Origin of the sequence: Mycobacterium deserti, assembly GCF_025345615.1 — a bacterium.
GTDB classification, from domain to species: Bacteria; Actinomycetota; Actinomycetes; order Mycobacteriales; family Mycobacteriaceae; genus Mycobacterium; species Mycobacterium deserti.
Window position 1 is genome coordinate 304,557 of record NZ_JAODWD010000003.1, and the last position, 24,794, is coordinate 329,350.

The window sequence follows — 24,794 nt, forward strand, 5'->3', positions numbered from 1 at the left end:
GGAGATCGATGACGTCTGTGCCCGACCCCGCGCGGCCGCTGGCAGGTGTGCGGATCACCGAGATCTCCAGCTTCGTCGCGGTACCCCTGGCAGGGATGACGCTGGCCCAACTCGGCGCCGAGGTGGTGCGGGTCGACCCGATCGGCGGGGCCGCCGATTACCGCCGCTGGCCGCTGGCCGACGGTGGCGACAGCATCTACTGGGCCGGGCTGAACAAAGGCAAACGATCCGTCGCGGCCGATATGCGTTCGGCCGAGGGCCAGGAGCTGGTGCAGCGGCTGATCGTCGACAGCGGGGTGTTGGTGACGAATGTGGCCGGCAGGCAGTGGCATTCGTACGACACGTTGGTGCAGCTGCGGCCGGACCTGATTCACGTGGAGGTCTCCGGACGCGCCGACGGCGGCACCGGCGTCGACTACACGGTCAACGCGGGCATCGGGTTCCCGATGGTGACCGGCCCGGCCGAACTCTCCGCGCCCGTCAATCACGTGTTGCCGGCGTGGGATGTGGCGTGCGGGATCTATGCGGCGCTGGCCGCGGTCACCGCGCTGCGGCACCGCGACGCCACCGGGCAGGGGCAGCGCGTCAGTATTCCGCTGGAGAACGTCGCGCTGGCCACGGCGGGCAATCTCAGTTTCTTCACCGAGGCGATGGTGAACGGCACGGCACGCGAGCGGATCGGCAATTCGGTCTACGGCCAGTACGGACAGGACTTCGTCAGCAGCGACGGCGTCGCGTTCATGGTCGTCGCGCTCACGGGCCGACACTTCCGCGACCTCTGCGAACTCACTGGAACGACGAAATCCGTTGCCGCGCTTGCTCAGACACTCGGTGCCGACTTCACCGACGAGGGCTCGCGGTACCAGCATCGCGACGCGCTGACAGGCCTGTTCTCCGAGTGGTTCGGCGACCACACCGCCGACGAGATCACCGCCGCGCTGACGGAGACGTCTGTGTTGTGGGAGCGCTACCGCACCTTCGCCGAGGCCGTCACCGACGCGAAGGTGACGTCGAACCCGTTGTTCACCAGGCTCGATCAGCCCCGTATCGGCCAGTACCTGGCGCCTGGATTGCCGGTCGCGGTCAACGGCGCCTACGCGCCTGCGACGGCCGCGCCCGCACTCGGCGACGACACCACCGGGGTGCTGACCGAATGGCTGGGGCTGAGCCGAGACGACGTCGCGCGCCTGGCCGAGACCGGTACCGTCGCGTGAGCAGGCTGCTGCGACTGCTCGACCTGCGGTCGGCTGCGACCGAGGACATGCGGATCGGGCCGTCCAGCGGTCCCGACGGAAAACGTTCCTACGGCGGACAATTCATGGCGCAGAGTTTGGCGGCCGCGCACGCCACCGTGGACGGCGACCGCTTGCCGACGAACATGCACCTGCAGTTCCTGCGTGGCGGTGAGGCCGGAAAGGACGTCGAGTACACCATCACCCGGGTGTTCGACGGCCGGACCGCGGCTGCGCGCCGCATCGACGCCCGACAGGAGGATCGCCTGCTGACCACGGCCACCGTGTCGTTCGCGATCGACCTGCCTGGCCCCGAACACGGACGCAGGTCGCCGAGCACCGTCGACCCGGACACGCTGCCACGCACCGGGCCCGCAGGACCCGCGCCCTCGATGCCCCTGGATGAACTCGACATCCGCATCGACGACGAATCCTCCGGCGAGCAGTTCGTGCGGCGACTGTTCTGGCGCGCAACGGTTCCGCTTCCCAAGGATCCGATGGTCCACACCCTGGTGGCGGCCTACGTCACCGACGTCTACATGATCGACCCCGCGCTGCAGGTCCATGGGCATTCGATGCAGGCGCGCACCCACCGCAGCGGCACCACCGATTCGTCGATCTGGTTTCACCGGCCGGTGCGGGCCGACGAATGGAACCTGCTCGAGTCCCGCTCACCGGCCGCAGCACGCGGGCGCGGAGTGGTGACGGCCAGCCTGATCCGCGGGGACGGCGTCATCGCCGCTACGCTGGCGCAGGAAGGCCTCATCGCAGAGCGGTAACCGTAGACGGGTTGAGGCGCGCCCGCCTGTCAGCGATGCGTCTGCGGATGACGGCGACCACCTGTGTCAGCAGCACGCCGACCGCGATGGATGCGGCGACGCCGAGCGCCGGGTGATGATCGAACGCCGCGTAGACCTGATAGTGCACCAGGTAGGTGTACAGCGACGCCTCGGCGAGCACACCCATGACGGTCGTCAGCACACCGGGGCAGCGAATCGCGGGCAGCCAGATCAGCAACGCAAGACCGCCGAACACCAACGCTTCTCGCACAGTGCTGTCGAAGTATCCGTGCACGCTGACGATCAGCACCACGGTCACCGCCGCGCGTTGCCACAACGTCGACGCCTTGGCCGCCGCCCAGCCGATTGCGAAGAACCAGAAGGCCAGCATCGTGAACCATGCGTCGCGGCCCAGACCCAATCCCAGAACGTCGTAGCGCAGCGCCAGCCCTACCACCAGGAACGCGGCCGCGACGGTGAAGGGGTACCGACGTTCTGCGCGGTCCGCCGCGGGCAGCCAGAAGATCAACGCCAACGCGACGAGCGTCCACACCAGCACCTCGACGAACCACAGGCGTCCCGCGGTCATGCTGTCGAACGGACCGAGGAACTTGTTGGCCAGCAACAGATTCGTCCACGTGTAGTGGTCGGTGAACGCCAGCGTGGCCACGACCCACAGCACCGACGGCACAGCGATCCACCCGATGGTGTTGCGTAGGTGGCGCACGCGGTCGGTGCGCGGGACCGGCGTCAGGCAGAACCGGCCGAAGTTGTATCCGGCGATGCCCAACAGCAGATGGGCGCCGCCCCACAATTCGAACAGTCCCGCGTGCGTTCCGACGATCAGCACGATCGCTGCGGCGCGCAACGCCACGCTGGTCTCCAGCGTTGCACGCCAGGCCCACCACTTACGGCGTCTGGGCTTGCGCCAACGCTCCAGTTCCCGCAGCGGCAGCCGCTGCCAGTCGGCGGGCAACTGGCCCAGCGCCCGTTCCAGCTTCACCGACATCGACACGTAGGACAGCGAGTTGCCCCCGAGCTCGACAAAGCTGGCGTCCGGGTCGATGGAGGCCGCGTCGATGTGTAACACCTCGGCGAACAAGCCCCGCAGGTCGTCCGGTGGTGGGGCATCCGACGCGTGGGCCAGCCGGCGCACGGCAGAGAAGTCCGGCTTTCCCGAAGGCAACAGTGGCAGTTCGTCGACGATCACCGCCTGCACGGCGTCGACCGGCACCCCGGCCGCCTCCGCCGCGATGCGCTGCACGTCCCGTTCCTCGCGGCGCCCGGCCGCGGCTACCGTCAGGCGGTCGTCGTGGTCGATGCAGAACGCCGCGACGCCGTGCGCGCGCAGCACCGCCTCGATGCGCTGCAGGTCGATGCGAAGGCCGTACATCTTCACGAATCGACTGCTGCGGCCCACGATTTCGTACAACCCGTCCGGGGCGCGGCGGGCGATGTCGCCAGTGCGCAGGGTGTCCACGGTCTTGCCGAGCGCCAGGTCGTCAGGCCCGTGCGCGTAACCCATCATGACGTTGGGACCGCGGTAGATCAGCTCACCGATGTCGTCGTCGGCCGACCCGTCGAGCGGTTCGATGGCGAACGTCCCGCCGGGGATCGGCAGCCCGATGGCGGCTGGACGCGTGGCCGCGAGGTCGGGTCGTAGGTAGGCCATCCGGGCGGTGGCCTCGGTCGCCCCGTACATCACGAACAATTCGAAACCGTTGCGCTGCCCGAGTTCGGCGAATCTGCGCACGCGTTCGGGCGACATGCGCCCGCCCGCCTGGGTGATGTAGCGCAGATCGGGCAGGTCGACGGCCTCGAAGCCGATCCGCTCGAGCAACTCGAAGGTGTAGGGCACGCCGGCGAACGACGTGCCGCGGTGTCGCCGGAACAGCTCCCAGAACGCGTCGTCGACCACCGAGTGGTCGGTGAGGATCAGGCCGGCGCCGCGCAGCAGATGGCTGTGCACCACCGACAGCCCATAGCAGTAGGACATCGGCAATGTCGTTGCGGCCCGGTCAGTCTCCCGTATGCCGAGATACGCGACGATGGCGGCCGCGTTCTCTTTCAGATTGGTATACGACAGCCGAACCATTTTCGGTGAGCCGGTGCTGCCCGAGGTGGAGAGCAGAAGCGCGAGGTCGTCGTGCAGCGTGTGGGCTGTGCCGCGACGGCGGTGGCTGATCCCGGCGTCGTTGATGACCACATCAGGTTGGTAGATCTGCGACATCGCGCTGTGGTCACGTCCGGCCGGGACGAGCAGAGTTACCTGTCCATTGGCCATCGTGCCCAGATAGTGGACGAGCGTATGCAGGTCGTTGCGGGTTTCCAGCAGCACGAGGCGGCGGCCGCTGCCGATGTCGTTGGCGGCGTCGACAACTCGGTCGGCGAGTTGGCGGTAAGTCAGCTCCTGCGTGTCGCTCAGGACGGCGATGGCGTCGCCGTGACTGCGCAGAAGGTCCACCAGCGGGCTCACGGGAGCGCCACTCCGCTGCCCACCACCTCGATGCGCACCTTGGCGTCGACCGGTGGAGGGTTGAGGCTGTGCTGGCGCACGACGATCGGGGCGGCATCGCCCGCCGGGTCGATGGTGAGCAGAACATCGTGGCCGAGGAACTCAGTGGCGATCACGGTGCCGATGCCCTCGGGTCGGGCATTGTCCGAACTATCCGAAATCGTCTTGGCTACAAGCTGTTCGGGCCGTAGCAGAAGTGTCGCAGGCCCATCTTGCGCCCGTACGGGTACGCGACCGAGCACACTGTCGGCGAACCCGTCTTTGACCGCGCACGGCAGGGTGATGCAGTCGCCCAGGAACTCCGCGGTGAAGCGGTCGTGGGGTTCGCGGTACACGGCCTGCGGCGTGCCGACTTGAGTGAACCGGCCGTCGCGCATGACCGCGATCTGATCGGCGATCGATAGCGCCTCTTCCTGGTCGTGGGTGACCAGCAGGGTCGTCACGCCTGCGTCGGCGAGCATCTGCGCAACCGCTTTTCGGGTGGACGCGCGCAGCCCGGTGTCGAGGGCGCTGAATGGTTCGTCGAGCAACATCAGCACCGGCTGGCGAGCCAGCGCGCGGGCCAGCGCCACCCGCTGCTGCTGACCGCCGGAGAGCTCATGCGGACGACGAGCGGCGAAAGTCGAATCGAGCGATACGGTTTCGAGCAGCGATCCGACGCGGTGGCGCGCCGTCGTCCGGTCGATGCCGCGAAGGCCGTACGCGATGTTCTGTTCGACGGTCAGGTGCGGGAACAGGGCACCGTCCTGCGCGACGTAGCCGACGCTTCTGCGGTGTGGCGCCACCGCGCTTCCCGCGCCGGCCACCTGCCGTCCGGCGATCGCGATGGTGCCGGCCTGTGGGGTCTCGAAGCCGGCGATCAGACGCAACAGCGTCGTCTTGCCGCAACCCGAGGCGCCCACGACGGCCGTGGTGGTGCCCGGCTGCAGTTGCAGGTCGATGTCGGCCAGCACGGTGACGCCGTTGAAAGACTTCACCAGACCCTCGATGGCGAGCAGTGGTGTGGTCACAGCGCAGCCGCTTTCGTCGACTGCCGGAACAACACCACGGTCACCGGGATCGCCAACAGCACCAGCACCAGCGCGTACGGTGCGGCCGCCGCGTAGTCCAGTTCGCTGCTGTAGGCCCAGAACAGCATCGACAGCGTCCTGGTGCCGGTCGGTGCCAGCAGCAGGGTGGCCGTCAGTTCGGTGGCCACCGCGACGAAGACCAACGACGCCCCCGCGGCGGCGGCAGGCGCGGTGAGACGCAACGTGATCCGCACGAACGTCGCCGACGGCGAACTGCCCAGCGACCGTGACGCCTCCTCGAGACCGACCGGCATCTGGGCGAGGCCTGCCCGCACGTTGACCAATGCGCGCGGCATGAACAACAGCACGTAGGCGAAGACGATCAGCGCGACGCTCTGATACAGCGGCGGCGCGACGCGGATGGTGACGGTGACCAGCGCCAGCGCCGTGACGATACCGGGCAGCGAGCTGGTGATGTAGTTGGTGCCCTCCACGGCGCGGGCCAGCAGACCGGTCGACCGCACGGACACCCACGCAACGGGGTAAGCCAGCACGGTCGTCAGAACGGCGGCCGCGCCTGCCAGGGCGATGGTCTGGCCCAGCGCGGTGCCGATGTCGTCGAGGTTCCACACCTGTGCACCGCCGATCGACAGCCAGCGCAGGATGGTCCAAATCGGGACGCCGAGCGACAGCACCGCCAAACCAGCCAGCGCTGCTTGCACGAGTATCGCGTTGCGGCCCAACGTGATCGGAGTGGCGCGGCGCGGTGCGCCCGAGCCGATTCTGGCGAGGCGGGCGTTGCCGCGCGCCACTGCTTCGGCGACTAGCAGGGCAAGGCAGAGCAGGACCAGCACACCGGCGAGCATGCTGCCCGCGGCGCCGTCGAAGGTCGTTTGGAACTGCTGGAAGATCGCGACGGTGAAGGTGTCGAACCGCACCATCGCGAAGGCGCCGAACTCGGCGAGCAGATGCACTCCGACCAGCAGTCCGCCGCCCAGGATCGCCAATCGCAGTTGCGGAAGTACGACGCGGAAGAACACGCCCACCGAGTGGGAGCCCAGCGTACGGGCGGACTCCTCGACGGCCGGATCGAGTCGGCGCAGCGTGGCGGCGACGGGCAGGTACATGAACGGGAAGTACGACAACGTCGTGATCAACACCCCGGCCCACAGCCCGTTCAGCGACGGCACTGCACCGACCCATGCGTAGCTGTTGACGAAGGCCGGAATGGCAAGCGGGGCAACGAACAGCGGACGCCACACCGCGCGGCCCGCGAGGTCGGTCCGCTCCACCACCCAGGCCACCCCGACGCCGATCACGACGCACAGGGGCAGCGTGATCGCGACGAGAGCGACGGTGTTGAACAGCAATTCGGCGACGCGTGGCCGCACCACCAGTTCGTAGGCGCGGGTCCAACCGACCGACGCCGTGGCCCAACCGACATATCCGAGCGGGATCAGGGTGGCGGCGACCAGCACAGTGACGGTGGCACCGACCAACGGGCCGGGCCTGGCCGCTTTCTCGGACCGTATGGCCGGCGTCGTCGGGCGCGGGGGAGCGACCACCTATAACAAGCCGTCCTTCGTCATCAGGTCCGACACCTTCTGCGCATCGAGCGTCGACGGGTCGACCGCGGGCGCCTGCAGCGTATCCAGCGGCGGCAGTGCGGGATTGGAAGGCACAGCGCTGGCCACCGTGTATTCGAACGAGGTGCCCTTCTCCAGCACCTCCTGGCCGGCCTTTCCGGTGATGAACCGGATGAACTGCTGTGCCTGGTCCTGTTTGTCGCTGGACGCCAGCACGCCGCCGCCGGACAGGCTCACGAATGCGCCGGGATCTTCGTTTTTGAAGTAGTGCAGGGCCGTATTGGCGCTCATCTCTTTGGTTTTGGACTGGTCGCGGAACCAGTAGTAGTGATAGATGACCCCGCCGTCGACCTCACCGGCGTTGACCGCCTTGAGGGTGGCGATGTTGTCGCTGTAGATCTTGGCGTTGGCCTTCATCCCGGTCAGCCATTGCTGAGTCGCTGGCTCGCCCTTGAGTTGCAGCAGCGCGCTGACGATCGCCTGGAAATCGGCCTTGGTCGGCGGGGCGCCCCAGCGGCCCCTCCATGTGGGCTGCTGCAGATCGAGCAGCGACTTGGGCAGCTGGTCGGGCTGCAGCCGGCCCTTGTTGTAAACGAACACCGTGCTGCGGGCGGCGACGCCGGTCCACTTCCCCGTGGCCGGACGGCATTGCGCGGGAACCTGTTTCACTGTATCGGGTCCCAAATCAGCGAATAGTCCGGCTCTTTCGACTGCGGCCATGGCCGGTGAGTTCTCGGTGAGGAACACATCAGCGGGTGAGGCGTCGCCCTCGGCAACCAGCTGGTTACCCAACTCGGTGTCCCCGCCCTGGCGGTAGGTGACCTTGATGCCGGTCTCCTTGGTGAACGCGTCGATCCACTCCTTGGTCAGCGACTCGTGCTGGGCGTTGTAGATCAGTAGCTCGTCGCCCTCGTCGGAACTCGAGCAGGCGGTCAGGCCGGCGAGCAGGGCGAGGGCCGAAAGCGCTGCGGCGATCGGGCTGGCGATTCGACTCCAACGTGGTCGCATCCTGGCGGTCCCTCCCGCGCCAGCCACGGCGCTTTTAGCTGAGCATTACCTAATGGAACATACCCTTCCCTTGCTGACCATAGGCTTACGGTGTGCGCCGAGCCTCAGTTTCGGTTGCTCTGCGGGCCACCTGCGCCGGGCCGGCAACCACGTCGACGACACCTGGTAGTGCTCGTCGAGACCGACCGCTGGTCACGTCCGTCGAATTGGTTAGCTGACGGCGATTGGTCTTGAAGCGCTGTGGGTACGTCTGCGTCAGGTCCGGGGATAACTGATCATTGGCCCCACATCTGAGGACAGAACAATGAAGAAATCAACTACCGCTATCCGTCGGGGACTGTTGGGTGCGTTTGCCACGTGCGCAGTGGGCGGCGTCGCCGCCACCACGATTGCGCTGCCGTCGGCAGGCGCACAACCCGGGTGCACTGCGAGCGCGTTCTCGCACACCGCCAGCGGCGTGCTCGCCTCCGCCGGTGCGTGGCTCGACGCGCACCCGGGGGCCAACGATGTGCTGACCAAGGCGGGTATGCAGGGGGCCGGCGCCGAACAGTCGGTTCGCGACTACTTCGTCGCCCGTCCGCAGGAGTACCAGGAACTGCGCGGTATCGCGGCGCCGCTGGTCGACCTGCAGCGCAACTGCAATACGGCGATTCAGCCGATGCAGATCGCCGCGCTGTACCAGGCCCTGTCGTCCGGCGGGGTCGGGTAGCGCTGTTACATGCGGCCGTGCCGGCTGCGCACGAAGCTGTAGGCGCCGAACGCGGCGATGCCGAGCGCGGCCAGGATGAGCAGGATCTTGCCGAACGGCGCCTGGCCCAGCGTCTTGACCGCCGCGTCGAGCCCGGTGGCCTTGGACGGGTCGGCCTGCAGTGTCGCGACGATCACCAGCACACCCGCGCCGGCGAGCACCAGGCCCTTCGCGACGTAGCCGGCAATGCCGACCGCGGTGACGCCGGTGCCGCCCGCGACGCGCAGGTCCTTGAAGAACTTCTTAGTCGCGCCCTTGTAGACGTGGTAGCCGCCGACTCCGATGAGCCCGAGGCCGACCGCGACGAGAAGCGCCTTGCCCCAGCCGGATTGCATCAACTGGCCGCTCATCCCCGCGTTCTGCTGGCTGCTCTGCTGGCCGCTGCCGGTGGCGAAGCGGATGGCCGAGAACGCGATCGCGAAGTTGACCGCCGCCAAGCCCAGGGACTTGGCGCGCTTCCACGCCGGGGTGTCGTCCTGCTGCGAGCCGGACCCTTCCCCTGGCTTTGAGCCGACGATGGATTCGGCGATGCGCCACAGACCCAACGCGATGAGGCCGACCGCGACGGCCCACAAGATCAGGGTGCCGCCGGTCTGCTTCGCCAGCGTCGACAGTGCCCCTGACTGGTCGGCGTTGCCGCCGGTGCCGAAGGCCAGACGGCCGATGATGTAGGCGACGATCAGATGCAGCACGCCGCTGACGGCAAAGCCGGCGCGCGCCGTGTACTCGAAAGCATCGCTGTCGGTCGCGCGGTCGGCGACGCCGTGAAACGACTTGTCGGTCATGCCGCCCTGTACCCCGAATTTGACGGCGCCGAAACCGCGATCTTGGTGGCTGTGGACCAATCTGCGGTTGGGGAGGACCGCTGGCCGGGGGCACGGACCTGTCGGCGCCGATGCGCACCGTGGGCACATGACTTCGTTGACGCGTGCCGAGATCGGCGCGCTGGGTGAACAGCTTGCGGTCGAACATCTGCAGTCACTGGGGTTGCGGGTCGTGGAGCGCAATTGGCGGTGCCGGTACGGCGAACTCGATGTGATCGCGGCCGACGCGGGCGCCGCGGTGTTCGTGGAGGTGAAAACCCGCACCAGCGACCGGTTCGGTGGCGTGGCGCAGGCGGTGACGGAGCAGAAGGTGCGACGGCTACGACGGCTGGCGGGGATGTGGCTGGCAAGTCAGGAGGGCAACTGGGCATCGGTGCGCATCGATGTGATCGGGGTTCGGATCGGACGGCAGGCGACTCCGGAGATCAGCCACCTGGTGGGGGTGGGGTGATGACGCTGGGTCAGGCGTTCTCGGTCGCCGTGCGGGGGCTCGACGGGCAGATCGTCGAGATCGAGGCCGACATCACGTCCGGCCTGCCCGGTGTTCACCTGGTCGGGCTGCCCGATGCCGCGCTGCAGGAATCGCGGGACCGGGTGCGCGCGGCAATCACCAACTGCGGCAACACCTGGCCGATGGCGAGGCTGACGCTGGCGCTGTCCCCGGCGACGCTACCGAAGATGGGGTCGGTCTACGACCTGGCCCTCGCTCTGGCAGTGCTGTCGGCGCACAAGAAGCAGCGCTGGCCACGGCTTGAGAACACGGTGTTGCTCGGCGAACTGGCGCTCGACGGGCGCGTGCGGCCGGTCAAAGGTGTGCTGCCCGCAGTGGTGGCCGCCAAGCGCAAGGGGTGGCGGACGGTGGTGGTGCCTGTCGGCAACCTCGCCGAGGCATGCCTGGTCGACGGTATCGATGTATGGGGTGTGCGCACGCTCGCCCAGCTGCAGTCGTGGATCGCCGGCCGGGGCCACCTCGAGGACAGGATCTGCGCTGCGCCGTCGTCCGAGGAGTCGACAGCCGACCTCGCCGATGTGGTCGGCCAGACGCAGGCTCGCTACGCGGTGGAGGTCGCCGCGGCCGGCGCGCATCACCTGATGCTGACGGGTCCGCCGGGGGTCGGTAAAACCATGCTCGCACAGAGGCTTCCGGGACTCCTGCCGCCGCTGTCGGAGAGCGAGGCGTTGGAGGTGACGGCAATCCACTCGGTCGCAGGACTGCTGTCGGGCAGCACGCCGCTGATCACCCGACCGCCATTGGTGTCCCCGCACCACACCTCCAGCGTGGCGGCGATGGTCGGCGGCGGCTCCGGGCTGGCCCGGCCCGGCGCGGTCAGCTGTGCACATCGCGGCGTGCTGTTCTTGGACGAGTGCGCCGAGATCGGCGTCAGCGTGTTGGAGGCGCTGCGAACTCCGTTGGAAGAGGGTGAAATCCGGCTGGCGCGTCGCGACGGTGTCGCGCGCTACCCGGCGCGGTTCCAGCTTGTGCTCGCGGCCAACCCGTGCCCGTGCGCACCTGCCGATCCGCGGGATTGCACCTGCCCAAGCAGTATCAAACGACGGTATCTGGGCAAGCTGTCCGGCCCGCTGATCGACCGGGTGGACCTGCACATCGAGATGCACCGGGAGCGGGCCGGGGCCATCATTGCGCAGGAGGGCGAATCCACCGCCGCCGTCCGAGAGCGGGTCGCCGCCGCGCGCGAGGCGGCCGCGGCACGGTGGAAGCCACATGGCATCCGAACCAACGCGGAAGTCAGTGGCGCGCTGATGCGCAAGCACTTTCGGCTCCCGCCCACAGTCATGGCGCCGTTGCATTCTGCACTCGACCGCAATGTGGTCAGCATTCGCGGATTCGACCGCACCATGCGCGTCGCGTGGACGTTGGCCGATTTGGCCGGCCGGACATCCCCGGTGCGTGAGGACATGGCGACGGCGCTCAGTTTCCGACCGAACGGGGGAACGCGATGAACGACGACGAGGCCCGCGCGTGGGCGTACCTGTCACGAGTCGCGGAGCCACCGTGCCCGCACCTGGCAGCGCTGGTGGGCTGTGTCGGGCCGGTCGAGGCCGCTGCGCGGGTACGCGGAGGTGCGGTGCCGCAGTCACTCCGAAGCCACGTCGAGGCGCGGCGTCATATCGATTGTGCGGAGCAAGATCTGGCGATACTGAAAAGGCTCGGTGGCCGACTGGTCACGGCGGGCGACGAGGAATGGCCGGCCCTGGCGTTTGCCGCGTTCGCCGGGGTGACGGGTAGGCCGCAGTCACACGAGCCGTTGGTGTTGTGGGCCGTCGGCCCCGCGCGACTCGACGATGTGGCCGCGCGGGCGGCCGCCGTCGTCGGCACACGCGCGGCCACCGCGTACGGGGAACATGTCGCGGCCGACTTCGCCGCGGGTCTTGTCGGTCGGGACGCCGCGGTCGTGTCGGGCGGGGCGTTCGGCATCGACGGCGCCGCGCACCGCAGCGCTCTGGCGACCGAGGGACTGACCGTCGCGGCGCTGGCCGGGGGTGTCGACGTGCCCTATCCCTCGGGACACGCCACGTTGCTGCGCCGGATCGCCGACGAGGGGCTGGTGGTCAGCGAGTATCCACCCGGCGTGCGACCCGCCCGCTACCGGTTCCTGACGCGAAACCGGCTGGTGGCCGCATTGTCGGGGGCGACGGTGGTGGTCGAGGCGGGGGCACGCAGCGGAGCTGCCAACACCGCGGCGTGGGCGCGAGCCCTGGGTCGAGCGGTCTGCGCGGTGCCCGGCCCGATCACCTCGTCCGCGTCCGTCGGCTGTCACGCCCTGCTCAAAGACCACGCTCATGTCGTCACCCGCGCCAGTGAGGTCATCGAGTTGATCGGGCGCGTAGGCGAACTCGCGCCCGAGGAGTCGCGCCCCGTCTCGCCACTGGACGGCCTCGAGGATTCCGAGAAGCGGGTCTACGAGGCACTGCCGGCCCGGGGTGGGCGCACTGCCGATCAGCTCGCGGTGGCGTCCGGTCTGCCGCCAACACAGGTGCTCGGGCCGCTCGCCGTCTTGGAGGTGCTCGGACTGGTGGTTTGCCGGGACGGGCGCTGGAAGCTTGCGCTCCGGTAGGTTGACGCCATGCGATTACGGCTGGACAGGCTCGTCAGCCGGATAACGAGCGTGGTTCTGCTCATTGCCGCGCTGTCGGTCGTCGACGGCCGCACGGCCAGAGCCGAGGCGCTCGTCGTGCCCGCCGACGGGTACGGCTTCAGCGTCGGCGCTCCCATGACCTGGATGAGCGACATGGAGGCTGAGGGTGAGCTTGACGCCGCGGCACGCACCGGTGCGACGTGGCTGCGGGTGTTCATCGACTGGAGCCGCGTGGAACCGATGCCCGGCGCGTACAACTGGGGCTACGTCGACCACTGGATCAACGGTGCCCGAGCCCGGGGAATCAAGGTGCTCGGCCTGATCGGCTACAGCCCAGACTGGGCACGCGCGCCAGGGGTGTACTTCACCGGGCCGCCCGTTGATCCGAACCTGTACGCGAGCTTCGTATCCACCGTGGCGCAGCGCTACGGCGACCGGGTGTCGGACTGGGAGATCTGGAACGAACCAAACCTCCCGCTGTTCTGGGGGTATCAGGACAACCGCGCCGTCGGCTACACCGAACTGTTGAAAGCCGCCTATCCGGCGATCAAGGCCGTACAACCGAACAGCAACGTCATCGCCGGGGGACTGAGCCCGGCGTTCGCGCCCGACGCACCGCCGACCTTCGTCACCGACATGTACGCGATGGGCGCCGGGGGGCACTTCGACGCGATGGCCATGCACCCCTACGTCTTTCCGCACGGATTGGCCGCCGACACCCTCAACGGCTGGTCCGACGTCGAACGCGTGCACCAGATCATGGTCGCCAACGGCGATGGCGCCAAGAAGATCTGGATGACCGAGATGGGCGCGCCGACCAGCGCTCCGACGGCTGAAGGCGTCAGCCAACAGGAGCAGGCCCGGCAGATCGTCGACGGCCTGCGCAAAGCCGCCCAGACGCCGTACAGCGGCCCGGCGTTCATTTTCAGCATTCGCGACTCCAACAGCGCCAACCAGACCAACCGCGAAGACAACTTCGGGATCGTCACCACCGACTGGCAGCCCAAGGTGGTGGCCTCGGTGCTGGCTCGGTAGACCCCACCGGATCGTTTCGCGCTCGTATAGTTTGTGAGGTTGGCTAACGATGCGGGAGGCGAAGTGGCAGGACGTCCGATACACACCTTCGAAGTGGTGCGGACCGAGCAGTTGACGCCGCACCTCAAGCGCGTGGTGCTGGGCGGCGGCGGGTTTGAGACGTTCACCCCGAACGACTTCACCGACGCTTACGTCAAGATCGCCTTCGTGCCGGACGGCTTGAGTGTCGCTGACGTCGCTGCGCTGCCGACGCCGCTCACCCTCGACAGCTTCAACGAGCTGCCCGTCGAGCAGCGGCCGACCGTGCGCACCTACACCGTGCGACGCGTCGACGCCGAGCGCCGCGAGATCGCCATCGACTTCGTCGTGCACGGCGACCACGGCGTTGCCGGCCCGTGGGCCGCGTCGGCCACACCCGGCCAGCCGGCCTACCTGATGGGGCCGAGCGGTGCGTATGCGCCCGACCCGGCGGCCGACTGGCATCTGCTCGCCGGCGACGAAGCCGCAGTACCCGCGATCAGCGCCGCGCTCGAAGCGATGCCCGACGACGCGGTCGGCCAGGTGTTGATCGAGGTGGCGGGCCCAGACGACGAGATCGCCCTGACCGCTCCGCACGGAGTCGACATCCGGTGGATCCACCGTGGCGGTCGCGCCGACCTGGTGGCCGAGGAACGCGCCGGCGACCACGCCCCGCTGATCCAGGCGGTCAAGGAGGCGGCCTGGATGCCCGGACAGGTTCAGGTCTTCATCCACGGTGAGGCGCAGACGGTCATGCACAACCTGCGTCCCTACATCCGCAAGGAACGCGGCGTCGATGCGAAGTGGGCGTCATCGATATCCGGGTACTGGCGCCGCGGCCGCACCGAGGAGACGTTCCGGCAGTGGAAACGCGAACTCGCCCAAGCCGAAGTCAACTCCTGATCGCGCGGCTGGCACGCTAGCCGCATGGCCTACGGCGACTACCAGCTCGAGATCTACCTGCAAGGACTGTCCGGCATCGTCCCGTCGCTGCCGATGGCATACGCGGACTGGGAGGCCAAGGCCGAAGCCGCGATGCCGGCGTCGATCTGGTCCTACGTGGCGGGCGGCGCGGGTGACGAACGCACGCAGCGGGTCAACCGCACGGCCTTCGACCAGTGGGGACTGATCCCGCGAATGTTCAACGCACACCGGGAACGGGACCTGTCGGTCAATGTGTTCGGCCTGACGTTGCCGTCGCCGGTGTTCATGGCGCCGATTGGGGTCATCGGGCTGTGCGCACAGAACGGCCACGGCGACCTGGCGACCGCCCGGGCCGCGGCCCGCACCGGGGTACCGATGGCCATCTCGACGCTCACCGAGGACCCGCTGGAAGACATCGCCGCGCAATTCGGCGATACGCCAGGCTTTTTCCAGCTGTACACACCGACCGATCGCGAGCTCGCCGCCAGCCTGGTGCACCGCGCCGAAACGGCCGGATACAAGGGCATCATCGTCACCCTCGACACCTGGGTGCCGGGCTGGCGCCCGCGCGACTTGGCGACGTCGAACTTTCCGCAACTGCGGGGTCGCTGCCTGGCGAACTACACCAGCGATCCGGTGTTTCGCGCGAGCCTGCCGCAACCGCCCGAAGAGAACCCCCAAGGGACGGTGCTGCAGTGGGTGCAGATCTTCGGAAACCCGCTGACATGGGATGACCTGCCCTGGCTGAGGTCGCTGACCGACCTGCCCTTGATCGTCAAGGGCATCTGCCACCCCGACGACGCGCGGCGTGCCCGTGACGGCGGCGTGGACGGCATCTACTGCTCGAACCACGGCGGCAGGCAGGCCAACGGCGGGGTACCAGCGATCGACTGTCTGCCAGGGGTCGTCGAAGCCGCCGACGGGCTGCCGGTGCTGTTCGACTCCGGCATCCGCAGCGGCGCCGACATCGTCAAAGCACTGGCGTTGGGCGCGACGGCGGTCGGCGTCGGCAGACCCTATGCGTACGGGCTGGCGATCGGCGGTGAGGACGGCGTCGTGCACGTGCTGCGCTCGCTGCTCGCCGAGACGGATCTCATCATGGCCGTCGACGGCTATCCGGCGCTGAAAGACCTGACACCGGAGGCGCTGCGGCGCGTCACCTGAGTCTTGCCTCCGCCGGATGCGACGGTAAGACCATGGAGGCTCTGCTCGACGACTTCGACGAGTACCTCGCCCTGGAGCGAGGGCGCTCCGAGCACACCCGCCGCGCCTATCGCGGCGATCTGCGGTCGCTGTTCGCCTTCCTCGCCGAACGCTCACCCGATGCCGGACCGGCCGGGCTGAGCCTGCCGGTGCTGCGTGCGTGGCTCGCGGCGCAAGCCTCCGCCGGTGCGGCCCGCACGACGCTGGCCCGCCGCACCTCGGCGGTCAAGACCTTCACCGCGTGGGCGGCGCGACGCGGGCTGATCTCCAGCGACCCGGCGACCCGGCTGCAGGTGCCCAAGGCGCGGCGCACGCTGCCGGCGGTGTTGCGCCAGGATCAGGCGCTCGACGCGATGGCCGCCGCGAAATCCGGTGCACAGCAACGAGACCCGCTGGCACTGCGCGACCAGCTGATCGTGGAGTTGTTGTACGCCACCGGTATTCGCGTCAGCGAACTGTGTGGACTCGACATCGACGACGTCGACACACCGCGACGGCTGCTGCGCGTGCTGGGTAAGGGCAACAAGCAGCGCACCGTGCCGTTCGGCGAGCCGGCGCAGGCGGCGCTGACGGCGTGGCTTGCCGACGGGCGGCCCGCGCTGGCCACCGACGAGTCCGGGCCTGCGCTGCTGCTGGGCGCCCGTGGCAAGCGACTCGACCCGCGGCAGGCCCGCACGGTCGTGCACCAGACAGTGGCCGCCGTCGACGGTGCTCCCGACATCGGCCCGCACGGGCTGCGGCACAGCGCCGCCACGCATCTGCTCGAAGGCGGCGCCGATCTGCGGATCGTGCAGGAAATCCTCGGCCATTCGACGCTGGCCACCACCCAGCTGTACACGCATGTGACGGTCGCGCGCCTGCGCGCCGTCCACGACCAAGCCCATCCGCGCGCCTGATTCGCGCCGAAATGGAATTCCCGGGCGAACCGAGCGTGCATCTCGCGGACACCGGCGATGCGTGAGCTGAGCCATCCGATCGCCTCGGGCATGCAGGTGTATCCGGGCGATCCCGCCGTCAGCATCGAGCCCGCCCTGCTGCTGGCGCGCGACGGCGTCGACGTGGTCGCGCTGCATTTCGGGTCCCACACCGGTACACATCTCGACGCGCCGTCGCACAACATCGCCGGTGGACGCACGACGGGCCGAATCAGCCTGTTGGAGTTGATCGCCGACGCGCTCGTCGTCCATCTTCCATCTCTCGCGGCGCCGCCGCGCTGGACCATCCCGCGCTGTCGGCCGATGCCGCGGTCGATCTGATGCGCCGCGGGATGCACGTGCTCGCAGTCGACACACTGAGCCCGGACCTCACCGGCGACGTCGATTCCGGATTCCGGTGCATCAGGTCGTGCTGGGCGGCGACGCGTTGATCGTCGAGAACCTCTGCAATCTCGACGGTTTACCCGCCCACGTGCGGATGGGCTTCTTCCCGCTGCCGATCGACGCCGACGGAGCGCCGGTGAGGGCGCTAGTGTTCGACTCGGTTATCGCAGCAGCGCAATGACTTTCGCGAGGTCAGGCATCGCCGATGCTCGACCCACCCACTCGTCGAACACGGTCCAATAGCTCACCCCGAACCGCTGTCGGCGGTCCAGAAGTTGTTCCGCCATCTGTTCGTGGGTGCCGAGCAGCACGAACGGCGAGTCGAGCACGAAGTCGGCCGACACCCCGCCGAACGCGGCGGCCAGTTCGGCGGCCGATGCCTGGCGGTCGTCGGTGGGCACGACGAACTGGATGAGCGCGTTGAGTTCTATCGCGTCGAACCGGTCACCGGCGGCCTCGCGCACGACGGCGATCCGATCGGCCAGACCTGCCTCGTCGAAATGCGTCAACGACACCTTCGTCGCGTCGCGGTTGTGGCTGAAACCCGCCAGCCCCGCGATGTCGGCGACTCGACCCGCCAGCTGCAGGACCCGGGTGCCGTTGCCGCCGATGAGTAACGGGACGTGCACTTCCGGCGCGGCCACCAGCGCGCCTGCCTCGGCATGGACGCGGTAGTGCGCACCGTCGACGTCGACGGGCTCACCGGCCAGCAACGGCCGGATCACGTCGACCGACTCGATGAGCCGGTCCACCCGCGTCGCGCCGGAGTCGAATGCGAGGCCCGCGGCGTCGTACTCGGACTTCATGTGGCCCGCGCCGAGTCCGAGTTCGAAACGACCGCCGGAAAGGGCTGCGACGGTAGCTGTTTCGCGCGCAACCTCGATGGGATGACGCAGGTCGTTGTTCAGCACCAGAGTCCCGGTGTGCAGGCGTGACGTGGCCGCGGCCGCGCCGGCCGCTCCCGCGAACGGCGCCAGAGATCCCACGAGATGGTCCGGAATCGTCAGCACGTCGAATCCGGTGTCTTGCACCGAAACCGCGAAGTCGCCGAAGTCGGTGCCGCGGGGGAGCGCGGTGTGCAGTCCGAAACGGAACGGGCGGGCGCGGTGCGCGTCGGCGGCGACGGTCATGGCTCGACGCTAGGCGCCCGCTCGGTGTGTTTCGAGGATGCGCGTTTCGCTGAGAACGAACGACGTCTCGTGCGCAGCCTCACTGGTCGGGTTTGAGGCGGAGCGGTGTGCCGGCGAGCAGGCCCAGCGGGTCGACATAGTCAGCCCGCGACGACGGGCCCCACATCGCGCCCCAGTGCAGACACGCGGCGCTGGGGCAGCCGGCATGCCCGGCCTCGAGCCGGCCGATCCGGGCGCCGCCCTCGACACGCTGGCCGGCCCGCACCGACGGCCGCACCGGCTCGTAACTGGTCCGCAGCCCACCCGGATGAGCGATCGACACCAGCGGCCGTCCGGCGAGTTCGCCGGCGAACACCACCGTTCCCGCCGCAGCGGCCTGCACCGGCTGCCCTGGTGTTCCGGCGAGGTCGACGCCGCGATGACCCCGGTTCCAGTTCGGCGAGGGTGCGTCGAAGGTCCGCACGACGCTCGGATGCGGGAGCAGCGGCCAGTCCAGCCGCCCCTCGACGGCGGTCGCCGGCGGCGCCGTCCACATGATGGCGGCGAGAACGAGCGCGAACCGTCGCATCCGCCCAGCTCACCGCGTCACGGGCGGCCGGCGCCAGGTCCGTCGTCGATTCTGTGGACCAGCAGGTCAGTGTGGAAAAAGCACCCCTGTCCAGCGTGTAAACTGCTAACCGCAGCTCGCACCTGCGGGCTGACTTCGCGTGTCTGCACCTCGACCCGTTCCACTAGGTCGTATTCGGATGCCGTCGGTCCCGTTCGCACACGGGTCTGGCATCCGCGCGGTCACCAGGGCCCGGCATCACCCGATGCCGAGCGACAACCGACATATAAGTGAGGCATCACCATGGCCGTAGTGACCATGAAACAGCTGCTGGACAGCGGCACCCACTTCGGGCATCAGACCCGTCGCTGGAATCCCAAGATGAAGCGGTTCATCTTCACCGACCGCAACGGCATCTACATCATCGATCTGCAGCAGACGCTCACCTACATCGACAAGGCGTACGAGTTCGTCAAGGAGACCGTCGCCCACGGTGGCTCCATCATGTTCGTCGGCACCAAGAAGCAGGCGCAGGAGTCGATCGCCGAGGAGGCCACCCGCGTCGGCATGCCGTATGTGAATCAGCGCTGGTTGGGCGGCATGCTCACCAACTTCTCCACCGTGCACAAGCGTTTGCAGCGTCTCAAGGAACTCGAGACCATGGAGCAGACCGGTGGCTTCGAGGGTCGCACCAAGAAGGAAATCCTGATGCTGACCCGCGAGAAGAACAAGCTCGAGCGCAGCCTCGGTGGTATCCGCGACATGCAGAAGGTGCCGTCGGCGATCTGGGTCGTCGACACCAACAAGGAGCACCTCGCGGTTGCCGAAGCGCGCAAGCTGAACATCCCGATCATCGCGATCCTCGACACCAACTGCGACCCCGACCTCGTCGACTACCCGATTCCGGGCAACGATGACGCGATCCGCTCGGCCGCCCTTCTGACCAAGGTCGTCGCCGCTGCGGTCGCCGAGGGTCTGCAGGCTCGTGCCGGCGTGGGCCGCGACGGCGACAAGCCCGCCGCCGAGGGTGCCGAGCCGCTGGCCGAGTGGGAGCAGGAGCTGCTGGCGTCGGCGACCGCGTCGGCGACCGCTTCCCCGACCGCCGCGGGTGCAGAGCCCGGCACCCCCGAGGCCGACATCCAAACCGAACCCAAGAGCACGGAAGGCTGAAATGGCTAACTACACCGCTGCCGACGTCAAGCGACTTCGTGACCTGACCGGCGCCGGCATGCTCGCCAGCAAGAACGCACTGGTCGAGGCCGAGGGCGATTTCGACAAGGCCGTCGAGTTGCTGCGCATCAAGGGCGCCAAGGACGTCGGCAAGCGTGCCGAGCGGGCCACCGCCGAGGGCCTGGTCGCCGCCAAGGACGGCGCGCTGATCGAGCTGAACTCCGAGACGGACTTCGTCGCGAAGAACGCCGAGTTCCAGGCGGTCGCCGAGCAGATCGTCGCGGCCGCGGCCGAGTCGAAGGCCGGCGATGTCGACGCGCTCAAGGCAGCCAAGGTCGGCGACACCACCGTCGAGCAGGTCATCGCGGACCTGTCGGCCAAGATCGGCGAGAAGCTCGAACTGCGGCGCGCGACCTACTTCGACGGCACCGTCGAGACATACCTGCACAAGCGCGCCGCCGACCTGCCTCCCGCCGTGGGCGTGCTGGTCGAGTACCAGGGCGAATCGAAGGAAGCGGCGCACGCCGTCGCCCTGCAGATCGCCGCGCTGAAGGCCAGGTACCTGACGCGCGACGACGTACCCGCCGACGTCGTCGCCAACGAGCGCCACATCGCCGAGGAAACGGCCCGCAACGAAGGCAAGCCCGAGCAGGCCCTGCCGAAGATCGTCGAGGGTCGCGTCAACGGGTTCTACAAGGACGTCGTGCTGCTCGATCAGCCGTCGGTGTCGGACAACAAGAAGACGGTCAAGGCGCTGCTCGACGAGGCAGGCGTGACCGTCACCCGGTTCGTCCGCTTCGAGGTCGGCCAGGCCTAGCCAGCCGGTGCCCGGGCGGTACGAGTTGGTACCGTCTGGGCATGAAGCGGACGCACGCCTTCGGCAATGACGCCCTCGGTGACCTCGACGCGGTCGGACTTGTCGAGGCCATGAGGGCGGGCGCGGTATCGCGGTCTGAACTCGTAGACGCCGCGATCGCGCGGACCGAAGGCGTCAACCCTGCGCTGAACGGGTTGGCGTACAACGCATTCGAGCGGGCCCGCGCCCGGGCCAACTCATCGCGGGGGTACGGCGGCTACTTCGACGGCGTACCGACGTTCGTCAAGGACAACGTCGCGGTCGGTGACATGCCGACGATGCAGGGCACCGACGCGTGGGATCCGCGGCCGGCGCTGTCCGACGGTGACTTCGCGCGGACGTACCTCGCAACGGGCCTGCTGCCGCTCGGCAAGACCAGGATGTCCGAGTTCGGGTTCAGCGCGTCGGCAGAGCACCCGCGCATCGGGCCGGTGCGTAACCCGTGGAACCCCGACCACACCGCGGGCGCCTCCTCTTCGGGCGCCGGAGCCTTCGTCGCCGCGGGTGTGGTGCCGATCGCCCACGCCAACGACGGCGGCGGTTCGATCCGAATTCCCGCCTCCTGCAACGGATTGGTCGGTCTCAAGCCGACGCGCGGTCGATTGCCGGTCGACAAGGACGTGCGACGCATGCCGTTGCTCATCGTCGCCAACGGTGTCGTCACGCGGTCGGTGCGCGACACCGCCGCGTTCTACCGCGAGATGGAGCGGGTGTACCGCCATCCGAAGCTGCCCGCGATCGGCGACGTCACCCATCCGGGCCAGCGGCGACTGAACATGGCCGTGTGCACGCAATCGATCTCGCGTGAGGCCAGTCCCGAAGTCCGCGAGCTGACGTTGAAAACTGCTGCGCTGCTGGAGGAACTGGGCCACCGGGTGACGCAGATCGACAACCCGGTGCCCGCACGTTTCATGGACGACTTCCTGCTGTACTGGTCGTTTCTGGCGTTCGCGATCGTGCGGGGCGGCCGCAGGTCATTCGGGTCGAGCTTCGACCGCGCCAAGCTCGACAGCCTGACCGTCGGCTTGGAGCGCGAAGCCGCGCGCAACCTGCACCGGGTTCCACTGGCCATCGCGCGGCTCGCTCGGATCCGCCGGATCACGTCACGGCTCACAAGCACATATGACGTGGTGCTGATGCCGACGCTCGCTGACGTGACACCGCCGATCGGTCATTTCGATCCGACCGCCGACTATCAGCAGATCATCGACCGGCTCGTCGACTGGGTGGCGTTCACTCCGTTGCAAAACGCGACAGGTGAGCCGGCGATCTCCCTGCCACTGGCGCAATCGGCATCAGGCCTGCCCGTCGGCATGATGTTCCATGCCCCGCTGGGGCACGAGGCCCGGCTGCTGCAGTTGGCCTACGAACTCGAAGAAGCGCGCCCGTTCTCGCGCATTCAGGACTGAGACTTCGTCTTTCGGCCGCCGACACGCGGCACCCCGGCAAGCAGGCCGCGCTGGGGGACACCGGTGATCGGTTCGGCCGCCGCGCCGAGTTCGGCGAGCACGTCGTTGGCCGCGAGCACACCCGACATCGACGACCGTTCCATCAGTCCCGCAAGGTAGGGCAGTTCGACGAAGTCGCCTGCGACGCGCAGTCCGCGGGCGTCGCTGCGCACACCGGGCCGGGTGCCCGCAGATCTGGGCGGGAATGCGGGCGCGGTGGCCTCCAGCCGGTCGTGGCGGTGCAGCACCACGGCGTCGGCTGTCTCGGGCCACAGCGTGGCAAGCTCCTCGCGCATGGCCTTCGCGGCCGCATCGGCGGTGTCGAGTCCGCATGAGTACGAGTGCAATTCGACGATCGCCCCACCGGTCGCGGTGGCCCACTGCGCACTGGGTTGCTCGAGACGCGAATACACGGCGACCGAGTCGAGATTCGGTTGCCCGGTGACCGCGCTGAACGGAGCCCGCTCGGGCAGCACGTCGCGGTCGAACCAGAGCCTGCTCACGGCGAACGGTGGCGCAACGGAGAGACTCTCGCAGCGCTGAGCCAACAGCGGCGCAGCGTCGGCAGTCGTGGGGGAGGCCGCGAGGAGCGCGCGCAGTGCCCCTGGGTCGACGGCCAGGACGACGTGGCGACTGACGAGGTCGCCGGCGTCGGTGCGCACGAGCCAGGCTTGACCGTTCGGCTCGATCGTCGTGACCCGGGTTCCGGTCCGGATGTCGGCGTGGTTCCGAAGCAGGTGCTCTCGCAGCGGGTTCCAGATCGCCGTCGCGTGATCGGTGCGGGGCACGTCGAAGCCGATGCCCTCCGGGTTGCCGAGGAAGTAGTAGTGGAACATCGCCACCAGTTCGGCCGCCGACAGCTCGCCCTGGTTACAGAAGAAGGACCGGGCGAAGGCCTCGAAGAGCATGGCGCGGGTGCGCTCGCTCATTCCGAGCCGGTCCAGGAACGTCGCGGCGTCGATGCCGTCGAGTTCGGCAGTCGTGGTGGCGCGGTCGTAGGCGAGCAGCGCCCGCCCCGCATCGGGATCTGCATTCGTGAAATCCCTGCGGGACAGGCTCTTCGAGCGCAGCGCGAGTGCGATCAGGTTCAGCGGCGGCGCGGCAGGCAGCCCGGACAGATCTTCTGCGGGAAACGTCGCCGAGATGACGGGGTAACTCGGCACCGGTCGGAGGAACGACAGCTCGGGATCGACGCGGCGCAAGATCGACCGCCACGTGTAGTAGTGCCGGAAGAACGCGTGAAACCCGTGCTCGACGTACTGCTCGGTGCCGTCGGGTAGGCGTTCAGGCCAAGCTCCCAGCCGTCCGCCGAGGTGATCGGACGACTCCAAAACGGTGACGGTGACTCCTCTTTCGGCCAGCACGACCGCGGCGGAGATCCCGGCGATTCCGCCACCGACGACAATCGCCTCGGCTCCTGCGCCGACGTCACGCGGAAGCAGCGGGTCCGCGACGACGAGACGGCGCGGGCGCATCCGCAACGGCGCGGCCCGGCTCGTCAGCGCGTCGCTCACGCCGGCACCGCCCCGACGTCGCGGCGTCGGCGGCGCACGAGCGCGATTGCGAACGGCACCGCCACCGCGCCCATGATCACCGCGCCGGTGACCGCCGAACCCGGCAGACCGAAGAACACCGCGTGACCCATGACCGAAGAGAAATACACCCACAGATACAGCGCCGCCGCCGGCGCCGACGGCCCCGTCTCGCGCGGCAGCGCTCGGTTGAGAATCGCCATGATCACCGCCGACACCAACAGCCAGCCCGCGTAATTCGTCAGTGGAATGCCTGGAATCAGCGGCAGACCCGGCGTGCTGTCGAACCACGCCCAGTGACCGGCAGCCACCATCTGCGGGTCCAGGAACACGTCCCAGGCGGTGAGCGCCAGCGCTCCGAGCGCAACGACCGCGGGACCCCGTACCGCGAGGGTCCGGGCCACCACCAGGGCGGGCCACCCCATCATCACCCAGGCCAGCGGAACCACAACCGGCACGCCGAACAGCTCGGGACCGAGGGTGCCGGTGTAGGCGTAGTGCCCGAACGGCCGGCCCGTGGCCACGCCGACCGCTTCGGCGAACAGGCCGCCGCCGCCGGCCACGCCGATCAACACCGCGGCACCGGCGGGACCGTGCACTCGTGCGGCGTCCGCGACAGCGGCGACGAAGAAGACCACCACGCTGGCCATCGTGACCTCGGTGCGCAAGGCGTCCGGCATCAGCGGATAGGCGATCTGCACCAGCACGGCCGCGCCGACCAGGGTCCACACCAAATGGTTGATGCGCACCTGCACGGCGGGCACGGCCATCGCCACGCGTGATACCTCCGCTGTCAAACCGGTGCCCTCACC

Annotated in this window: 24 protein-coding genes; 15 read left to right on the forward strand and 9 right to left on the reverse strand. The window is 68.5% G+C overall.

Annotated features, from left to right (window positions below):
• Positions 1–8 precede the first annotated feature (8 nt).
• Together N4S67_RS12795 and N4S67_RS12800 are read left to right on the forward strand one after the other, a co-directional pair.
• Positions 9–1,214 (forward strand): CoA transferase, encoded by a 1,206-nt coding sequence (locus N4S67_RS12795; RefSeq protein ID WP_260993351.1) that lies wholly within the window; start codon positions 9–11, stop codon positions 1,212–1,214.
• A complete protein-coding gene (locus N4S67_RS12800) occupies positions 1,211–2,011 on the forward strand; it encodes an acyl-CoA thioesterase (protein WP_260993352.1) in 801 nt (266 codons plus the stop codon). Before N4S67_RS12795 ends, N4S67_RS12800 begins: the two co-directional genes overlap by 4 nt.
• Here the strand turns inward: N4S67_RS12800 and N4S67_RS12805 are convergent.
• From N4S67_RS12805 to N4S67_RS12820, 4 genes are read right to left on the reverse strand one after another with little or no spacing between them, the layout of a single operon-like run.
• On the reverse strand, positions 1,995–4,487 hold the full coding sequence (locus N4S67_RS12805; protein ID WP_260993353.1) for an AMP-binding protein: 2,493 nt from the start codon (positions 4,485–4,487) through the stop codon (positions 1,995–1,997). The two genes, N4S67_RS12800 and N4S67_RS12805, sit on opposite strands and share 17 nt — an antisense overlap.
• Positions 4,484–5,536 carry an ABC transporter ATP-binding protein gene (locus N4S67_RS12810; protein WP_260993354.1) on the reverse strand — a complete coding sequence of 351 codons (1,053 nt, stop codon included), beginning with the start codon at positions 5,534–5,536 and terminating at the stop codon, positions 4,484–4,486. The genes N4S67_RS12805 and N4S67_RS12810 overlap by 4 nt, the downstream gene beginning before the upstream one ends.
• Positions 5,533–7,101 carry an ABC transporter permease gene (locus N4S67_RS12815; RefSeq protein WP_260993355.1) on the reverse strand — a complete coding sequence of 523 codons (1,569 nt, stop codon included), beginning with the start codon at positions 7,099–7,101 and terminating at the stop codon, positions 5,533–5,535. Before N4S67_RS12815 ends, N4S67_RS12810 begins: the two co-directional genes overlap by 4 nt.
• Positions 7,102–8,130 (reverse strand): iron ABC transporter substrate-binding protein, encoded by a 1,029-nt coding sequence (locus N4S67_RS12820; protein ID WP_260993356.1) that lies wholly within the window; start codon positions 8,128–8,130, stop codon positions 7,102–7,104.
• A 304-nt stretch (positions 8,131–8,434) separates the two neighbouring features.
• Here N4S67_RS12820 and N4S67_RS12825 point away from each other — a divergent pair, with 304 nt between their 5' ends.
• The gene (locus tag N4S67_RS12825; protein ID WP_260993357.1) at positions 8,435–8,839 is read left to right on the forward strand and encodes a heme-binding protein; all 405 of its coding nucleotides are present in this window, start codon (positions 8,435–8,437) and stop codon (positions 8,837–8,839) included.
• Between the two features lie 5 nt (positions 8,840–8,844).
• Here the strand turns inward: N4S67_RS12825 and N4S67_RS12830 are convergent, their stop codons facing one another.
• Positions 8,845–9,663, reverse strand: a complete 819-nt coding sequence (locus tag N4S67_RS12830) for a DUF1206 domain-containing protein (protein ID WP_260993358.1) — start codon at positions 9,661–9,663, stop codon at positions 8,845–8,847.
• 127 nt (positions 9,664–9,790) lie between these two features.
• Between N4S67_RS12830 and N4S67_RS12835 the strand changes: the two genes are divergently transcribed.
• The 9 genes from N4S67_RS12835 (at position 9,791) to N4S67_RS12875 (ending at position 17,480) form a co-directional block, all read left to right on the forward strand.
• Positions 9,791–10,153: a YraN family protein gene (locus N4S67_RS12835; protein ID WP_260993359.1), complete on the forward strand. Its 363-nt coding sequence runs from the start codon at positions 9,791–9,793 to the stop codon at positions 10,151–10,153.
• On the forward strand, positions 10,153–11,664 hold the full coding sequence (locus tag N4S67_RS12840; RefSeq protein WP_260993360.1) for a YifB family Mg chelatase-like AAA ATPase: 1,512 nt from the start codon (positions 10,153–10,155) through the stop codon (positions 11,662–11,664). Before N4S67_RS12835 ends, N4S67_RS12840 begins: the two co-directional genes overlap by 1 nt.
• Positions 11,661–12,779, forward strand: a complete 1,119-nt coding sequence (dprA, locus tag N4S67_RS12845; protein ID WP_260993361.1) for a DNA-processing protein DprA — start codon at positions 11,661–11,663, stop codon at positions 12,777–12,779. The genes N4S67_RS12840 and dprA overlap by 4 nt, the downstream gene beginning before the upstream one ends.
• 9 nt (positions 12,780–12,788) lie before the next feature.
• Positions 12,789–13,835, forward strand: coding sequence for a cellulase family glycosylhydrolase (locus tag N4S67_RS12850; RefSeq protein WP_260993362.1), 1,047 nt, complete (start codon positions 12,789–12,791; stop codon positions 13,833–13,835).
• Between the two features lie 63 nt (positions 13,836–13,898).
• On the forward strand, positions 13,899–14,756 hold the full coding sequence (locus N4S67_RS12855; protein ID WP_260993363.1) for a siderophore-interacting protein: 858 nt from the start codon (positions 13,899–13,901) through the stop codon (positions 14,754–14,756).
• Positions 14,757–14,780: 24 nt separating this feature from the next.
• The gene (locus N4S67_RS12860; RefSeq protein WP_260993364.1) at positions 14,781–15,941 is read left to right on the forward strand and encodes an alpha-hydroxy-acid oxidizing protein; all 1,161 of its coding nucleotides are present in this window, start codon (positions 14,781–14,783) and stop codon (positions 15,939–15,941) included.
• A 32-nt stretch (positions 15,942–15,973) separates the two neighbouring features.
• Positions 15,974–16,876, forward strand: coding sequence for a tyrosine recombinase XerC (locus N4S67_RS12865; RefSeq protein ID WP_260993365.1), 903 nt, complete (start codon positions 15,974–15,976; stop codon positions 16,874–16,876).
• 57 nt (positions 16,877–16,933) lie between these two features.
• Positions 16,934–17,236 carry a cyclase family protein gene (locus N4S67_RS12870; RefSeq protein WP_260993366.1) on the forward strand — a complete coding sequence of 101 codons (303 nt, stop codon included), beginning with the start codon at positions 16,934–16,936 and terminating at the stop codon, positions 17,234–17,236.
• A gap of 76 nt (positions 17,237–17,312) precedes the next feature.
• Positions 17,313–17,480, forward strand: coding sequence for a hypothetical protein (locus N4S67_RS12875; protein ID WP_260993367.1), 168 nt, complete (start codon positions 17,313–17,315; stop codon positions 17,478–17,480).
• Here the strand turns inward: N4S67_RS12875 and N4S67_RS12880 are convergent.
• Both N4S67_RS12880 and N4S67_RS12885 read right to left on the reverse strand, forming a co-directional pair.
• Positions 17,461–18,429 carry an LLM class F420-dependent oxidoreductase gene (locus N4S67_RS12880; protein WP_260993368.1) on the reverse strand — a complete coding sequence of 323 codons (969 nt, stop codon included), beginning with the start codon at positions 18,427–18,429 and terminating at the stop codon, positions 17,461–17,463. The genes N4S67_RS12875 and N4S67_RS12880 overlap by 20 nt on opposite strands.
• A 79-nt stretch (positions 18,430–18,508) precedes the next feature.
• Positions 18,509–18,997 (reverse strand): M23 family metallopeptidase, encoded by a 489-nt coding sequence (locus N4S67_RS12885; RefSeq protein WP_260993369.1) that lies wholly within the window; start codon positions 18,995–18,997, stop codon positions 18,509–18,511.
• 282 nt (positions 18,998–19,279) lie between these two features.
• Between N4S67_RS12885 and rpsB the strand changes: the two genes are divergently transcribed.
• Genes rpsB through N4S67_RS12900 form a run of 3 tightly spaced genes read left to right on the forward strand, consistent with a single transcriptional unit; the run spans position 19,280 to position 22,411 of the window.
• Positions 19,280–20,146 carry a 30S ribosomal protein S2 gene (gene rpsB / locus N4S67_RS12890; RefSeq protein ID WP_260993370.1) on the forward strand — a complete coding sequence of 289 codons (867 nt, stop codon included), beginning with the start codon at positions 19,280–19,282 and terminating at the stop codon, positions 20,144–20,146.
• 1 nt (position 20,147) lies between these two features.
• Positions 20,148–20,963, forward strand: coding sequence for a translation elongation factor Ts (gene tsf / locus N4S67_RS12895; protein ID WP_260993371.1), 816 nt, complete (start codon positions 20,148–20,150; stop codon positions 20,961–20,963).
• 41 nt (positions 20,964–21,004) lie between these two features.
• Entirely contained in the window at positions 21,005–22,411 is a 1,407-nt protein-coding gene (locus N4S67_RS12900) for an amidase (RefSeq protein WP_260993372.1), read from the forward strand.
• On the opposite strand, the gene N4S67_RS12905 is transcribed toward N4S67_RS12900, so the two are convergent.
• On the reverse strand, positions 22,402–23,964 hold the full coding sequence (locus N4S67_RS12905) for an FAD-dependent oxidoreductase (RefSeq protein ID WP_260993373.1): 1,563 nt from the start codon (positions 23,962–23,964) through the stop codon (positions 22,402–22,404). The two genes, N4S67_RS12900 and N4S67_RS12905, sit on opposite strands and share 10 nt — an antisense overlap.
• Complete coding sequence (locus N4S67_RS12910; RefSeq protein WP_260994022.1) at positions 23,961–24,752, reverse strand: carotenoid biosynthesis protein; 792 nt, start codon at positions 24,750–24,752, stop codon at positions 23,961–23,963. The genes N4S67_RS12905 and N4S67_RS12910 overlap by 4 nt, the downstream gene beginning before the upstream one ends.
• Between the last annotated feature and the right edge of the window lie 42 nt (positions 24,753–24,794).

What these genes read in the sequence shown, in the direction of transcription:
- N4S67_RS12795 (WP_260993351.1), top strand. Translation starts at nt 9, where the DNA reads ATGACGTCTGTGCCCGACCCCGCGCGGCCGCTGGCAGGTGTGCGGATC.
- N4S67_RS12820 (WP_260993356.1), bottom strand. Translation starts at nt 8,130, where the DNA reads ATGCGACCACGTTGGAGTCGAATCGCCAGCCCGATCGCCGCAGCGCTT.
- N4S67_RS12825 (WP_260993357.1), top strand. Translation starts at nt 8,435, where the DNA reads ATGAAGAAATCAACTACCGCTATCCGTCGGGGACTGTTGGGTGCGTTT.
- N4S67_RS12830 (WP_260993358.1), bottom strand. Translation starts at nt 9,663, where the DNA reads ATGACCGACAAGTCGTTTCACGGCGTCGCCGACCGCGCGACCGACAGC.
- N4S67_RS12835 (WP_260993359.1), top strand. Translation starts at nt 9,791, where the DNA reads ATGACTTCGTTGACGCGTGCCGAGATCGGCGCGCTGGGTGAACAGCTT.
- N4S67_RS12840 (WP_260993360.1), top strand. Translation starts at nt 10,153, where the DNA reads ATGACGCTGGGTCAGGCGTTCTCGGTCGCCGTGCGGGGGCTCGACGGG.
- dprA (WP_260993361.1), top strand. Translation starts at nt 11,661, where the DNA reads ATGAACGACGACGAGGCCCGCGCGTGGGCGTACCTGTCACGAGTCGCG.
- N4S67_RS12850 (WP_260993362.1), top strand. Translation starts at nt 12,789, where the DNA reads ATGCGATTACGGCTGGACAGGCTCGTCAGCCGGATAACGAGCGTGGTT.
- N4S67_RS12860 (WP_260993364.1), top strand. Translation starts at nt 14,781, where the DNA reads ATGGCCTACGGCGACTACCAGCTCGAGATCTACCTGCAAGGACTGTCC.
- N4S67_RS12865 (WP_260993365.1), top strand. Translation starts at nt 15,974, where the DNA reads ATGGAGGCTCTGCTCGACGACTTCGACGAGTACCTCGCCCTGGAGCGA.
- N4S67_RS12870 (WP_260993366.1), top strand. Translation starts at nt 16,934, where the DNA reads ATGCGTGAGCTGAGCCATCCGATCGCCTCGGGCATGCAGGTGTATCCG.
- N4S67_RS12880 (WP_260993368.1), bottom strand. Translation starts at nt 18,429, where the DNA reads ATGACCGTCGCCGCCGACGCGCACCGCGCCCGCCCGTTCCGTTTCGGA.
- N4S67_RS12885 (WP_260993369.1), bottom strand. Translation starts at nt 18,997, where the DNA reads ATGCGACGGTTCGCGCTCGTTCTCGCCGCCATCATGTGGACGGCGCCG.
- rpsB (WP_260993370.1), top strand. Translation starts at nt 19,280, where the DNA reads ATGGCCGTAGTGACCATGAAACAGCTGCTGGACAGCGGCACCCACTTC.
- tsf (WP_260993371.1), top strand. Translation starts at nt 20,148, where the DNA reads ATGGCTAACTACACCGCTGCCGACGTCAAGCGACTTCGTGACCTGACC.
- N4S67_RS12900 (WP_260993372.1), top strand. Translation starts at nt 21,005, where the DNA reads ATGAAGCGGACGCACGCCTTCGGCAATGACGCCCTCGGTGACCTCGAC.
- N4S67_RS12910 (WP_260994022.1), bottom strand. Translation starts at nt 24,752, where the DNA reads ATGGCCGTGCCCGCCGTGCAGGTGCGCATCAACCATTTGGTGTGGACC.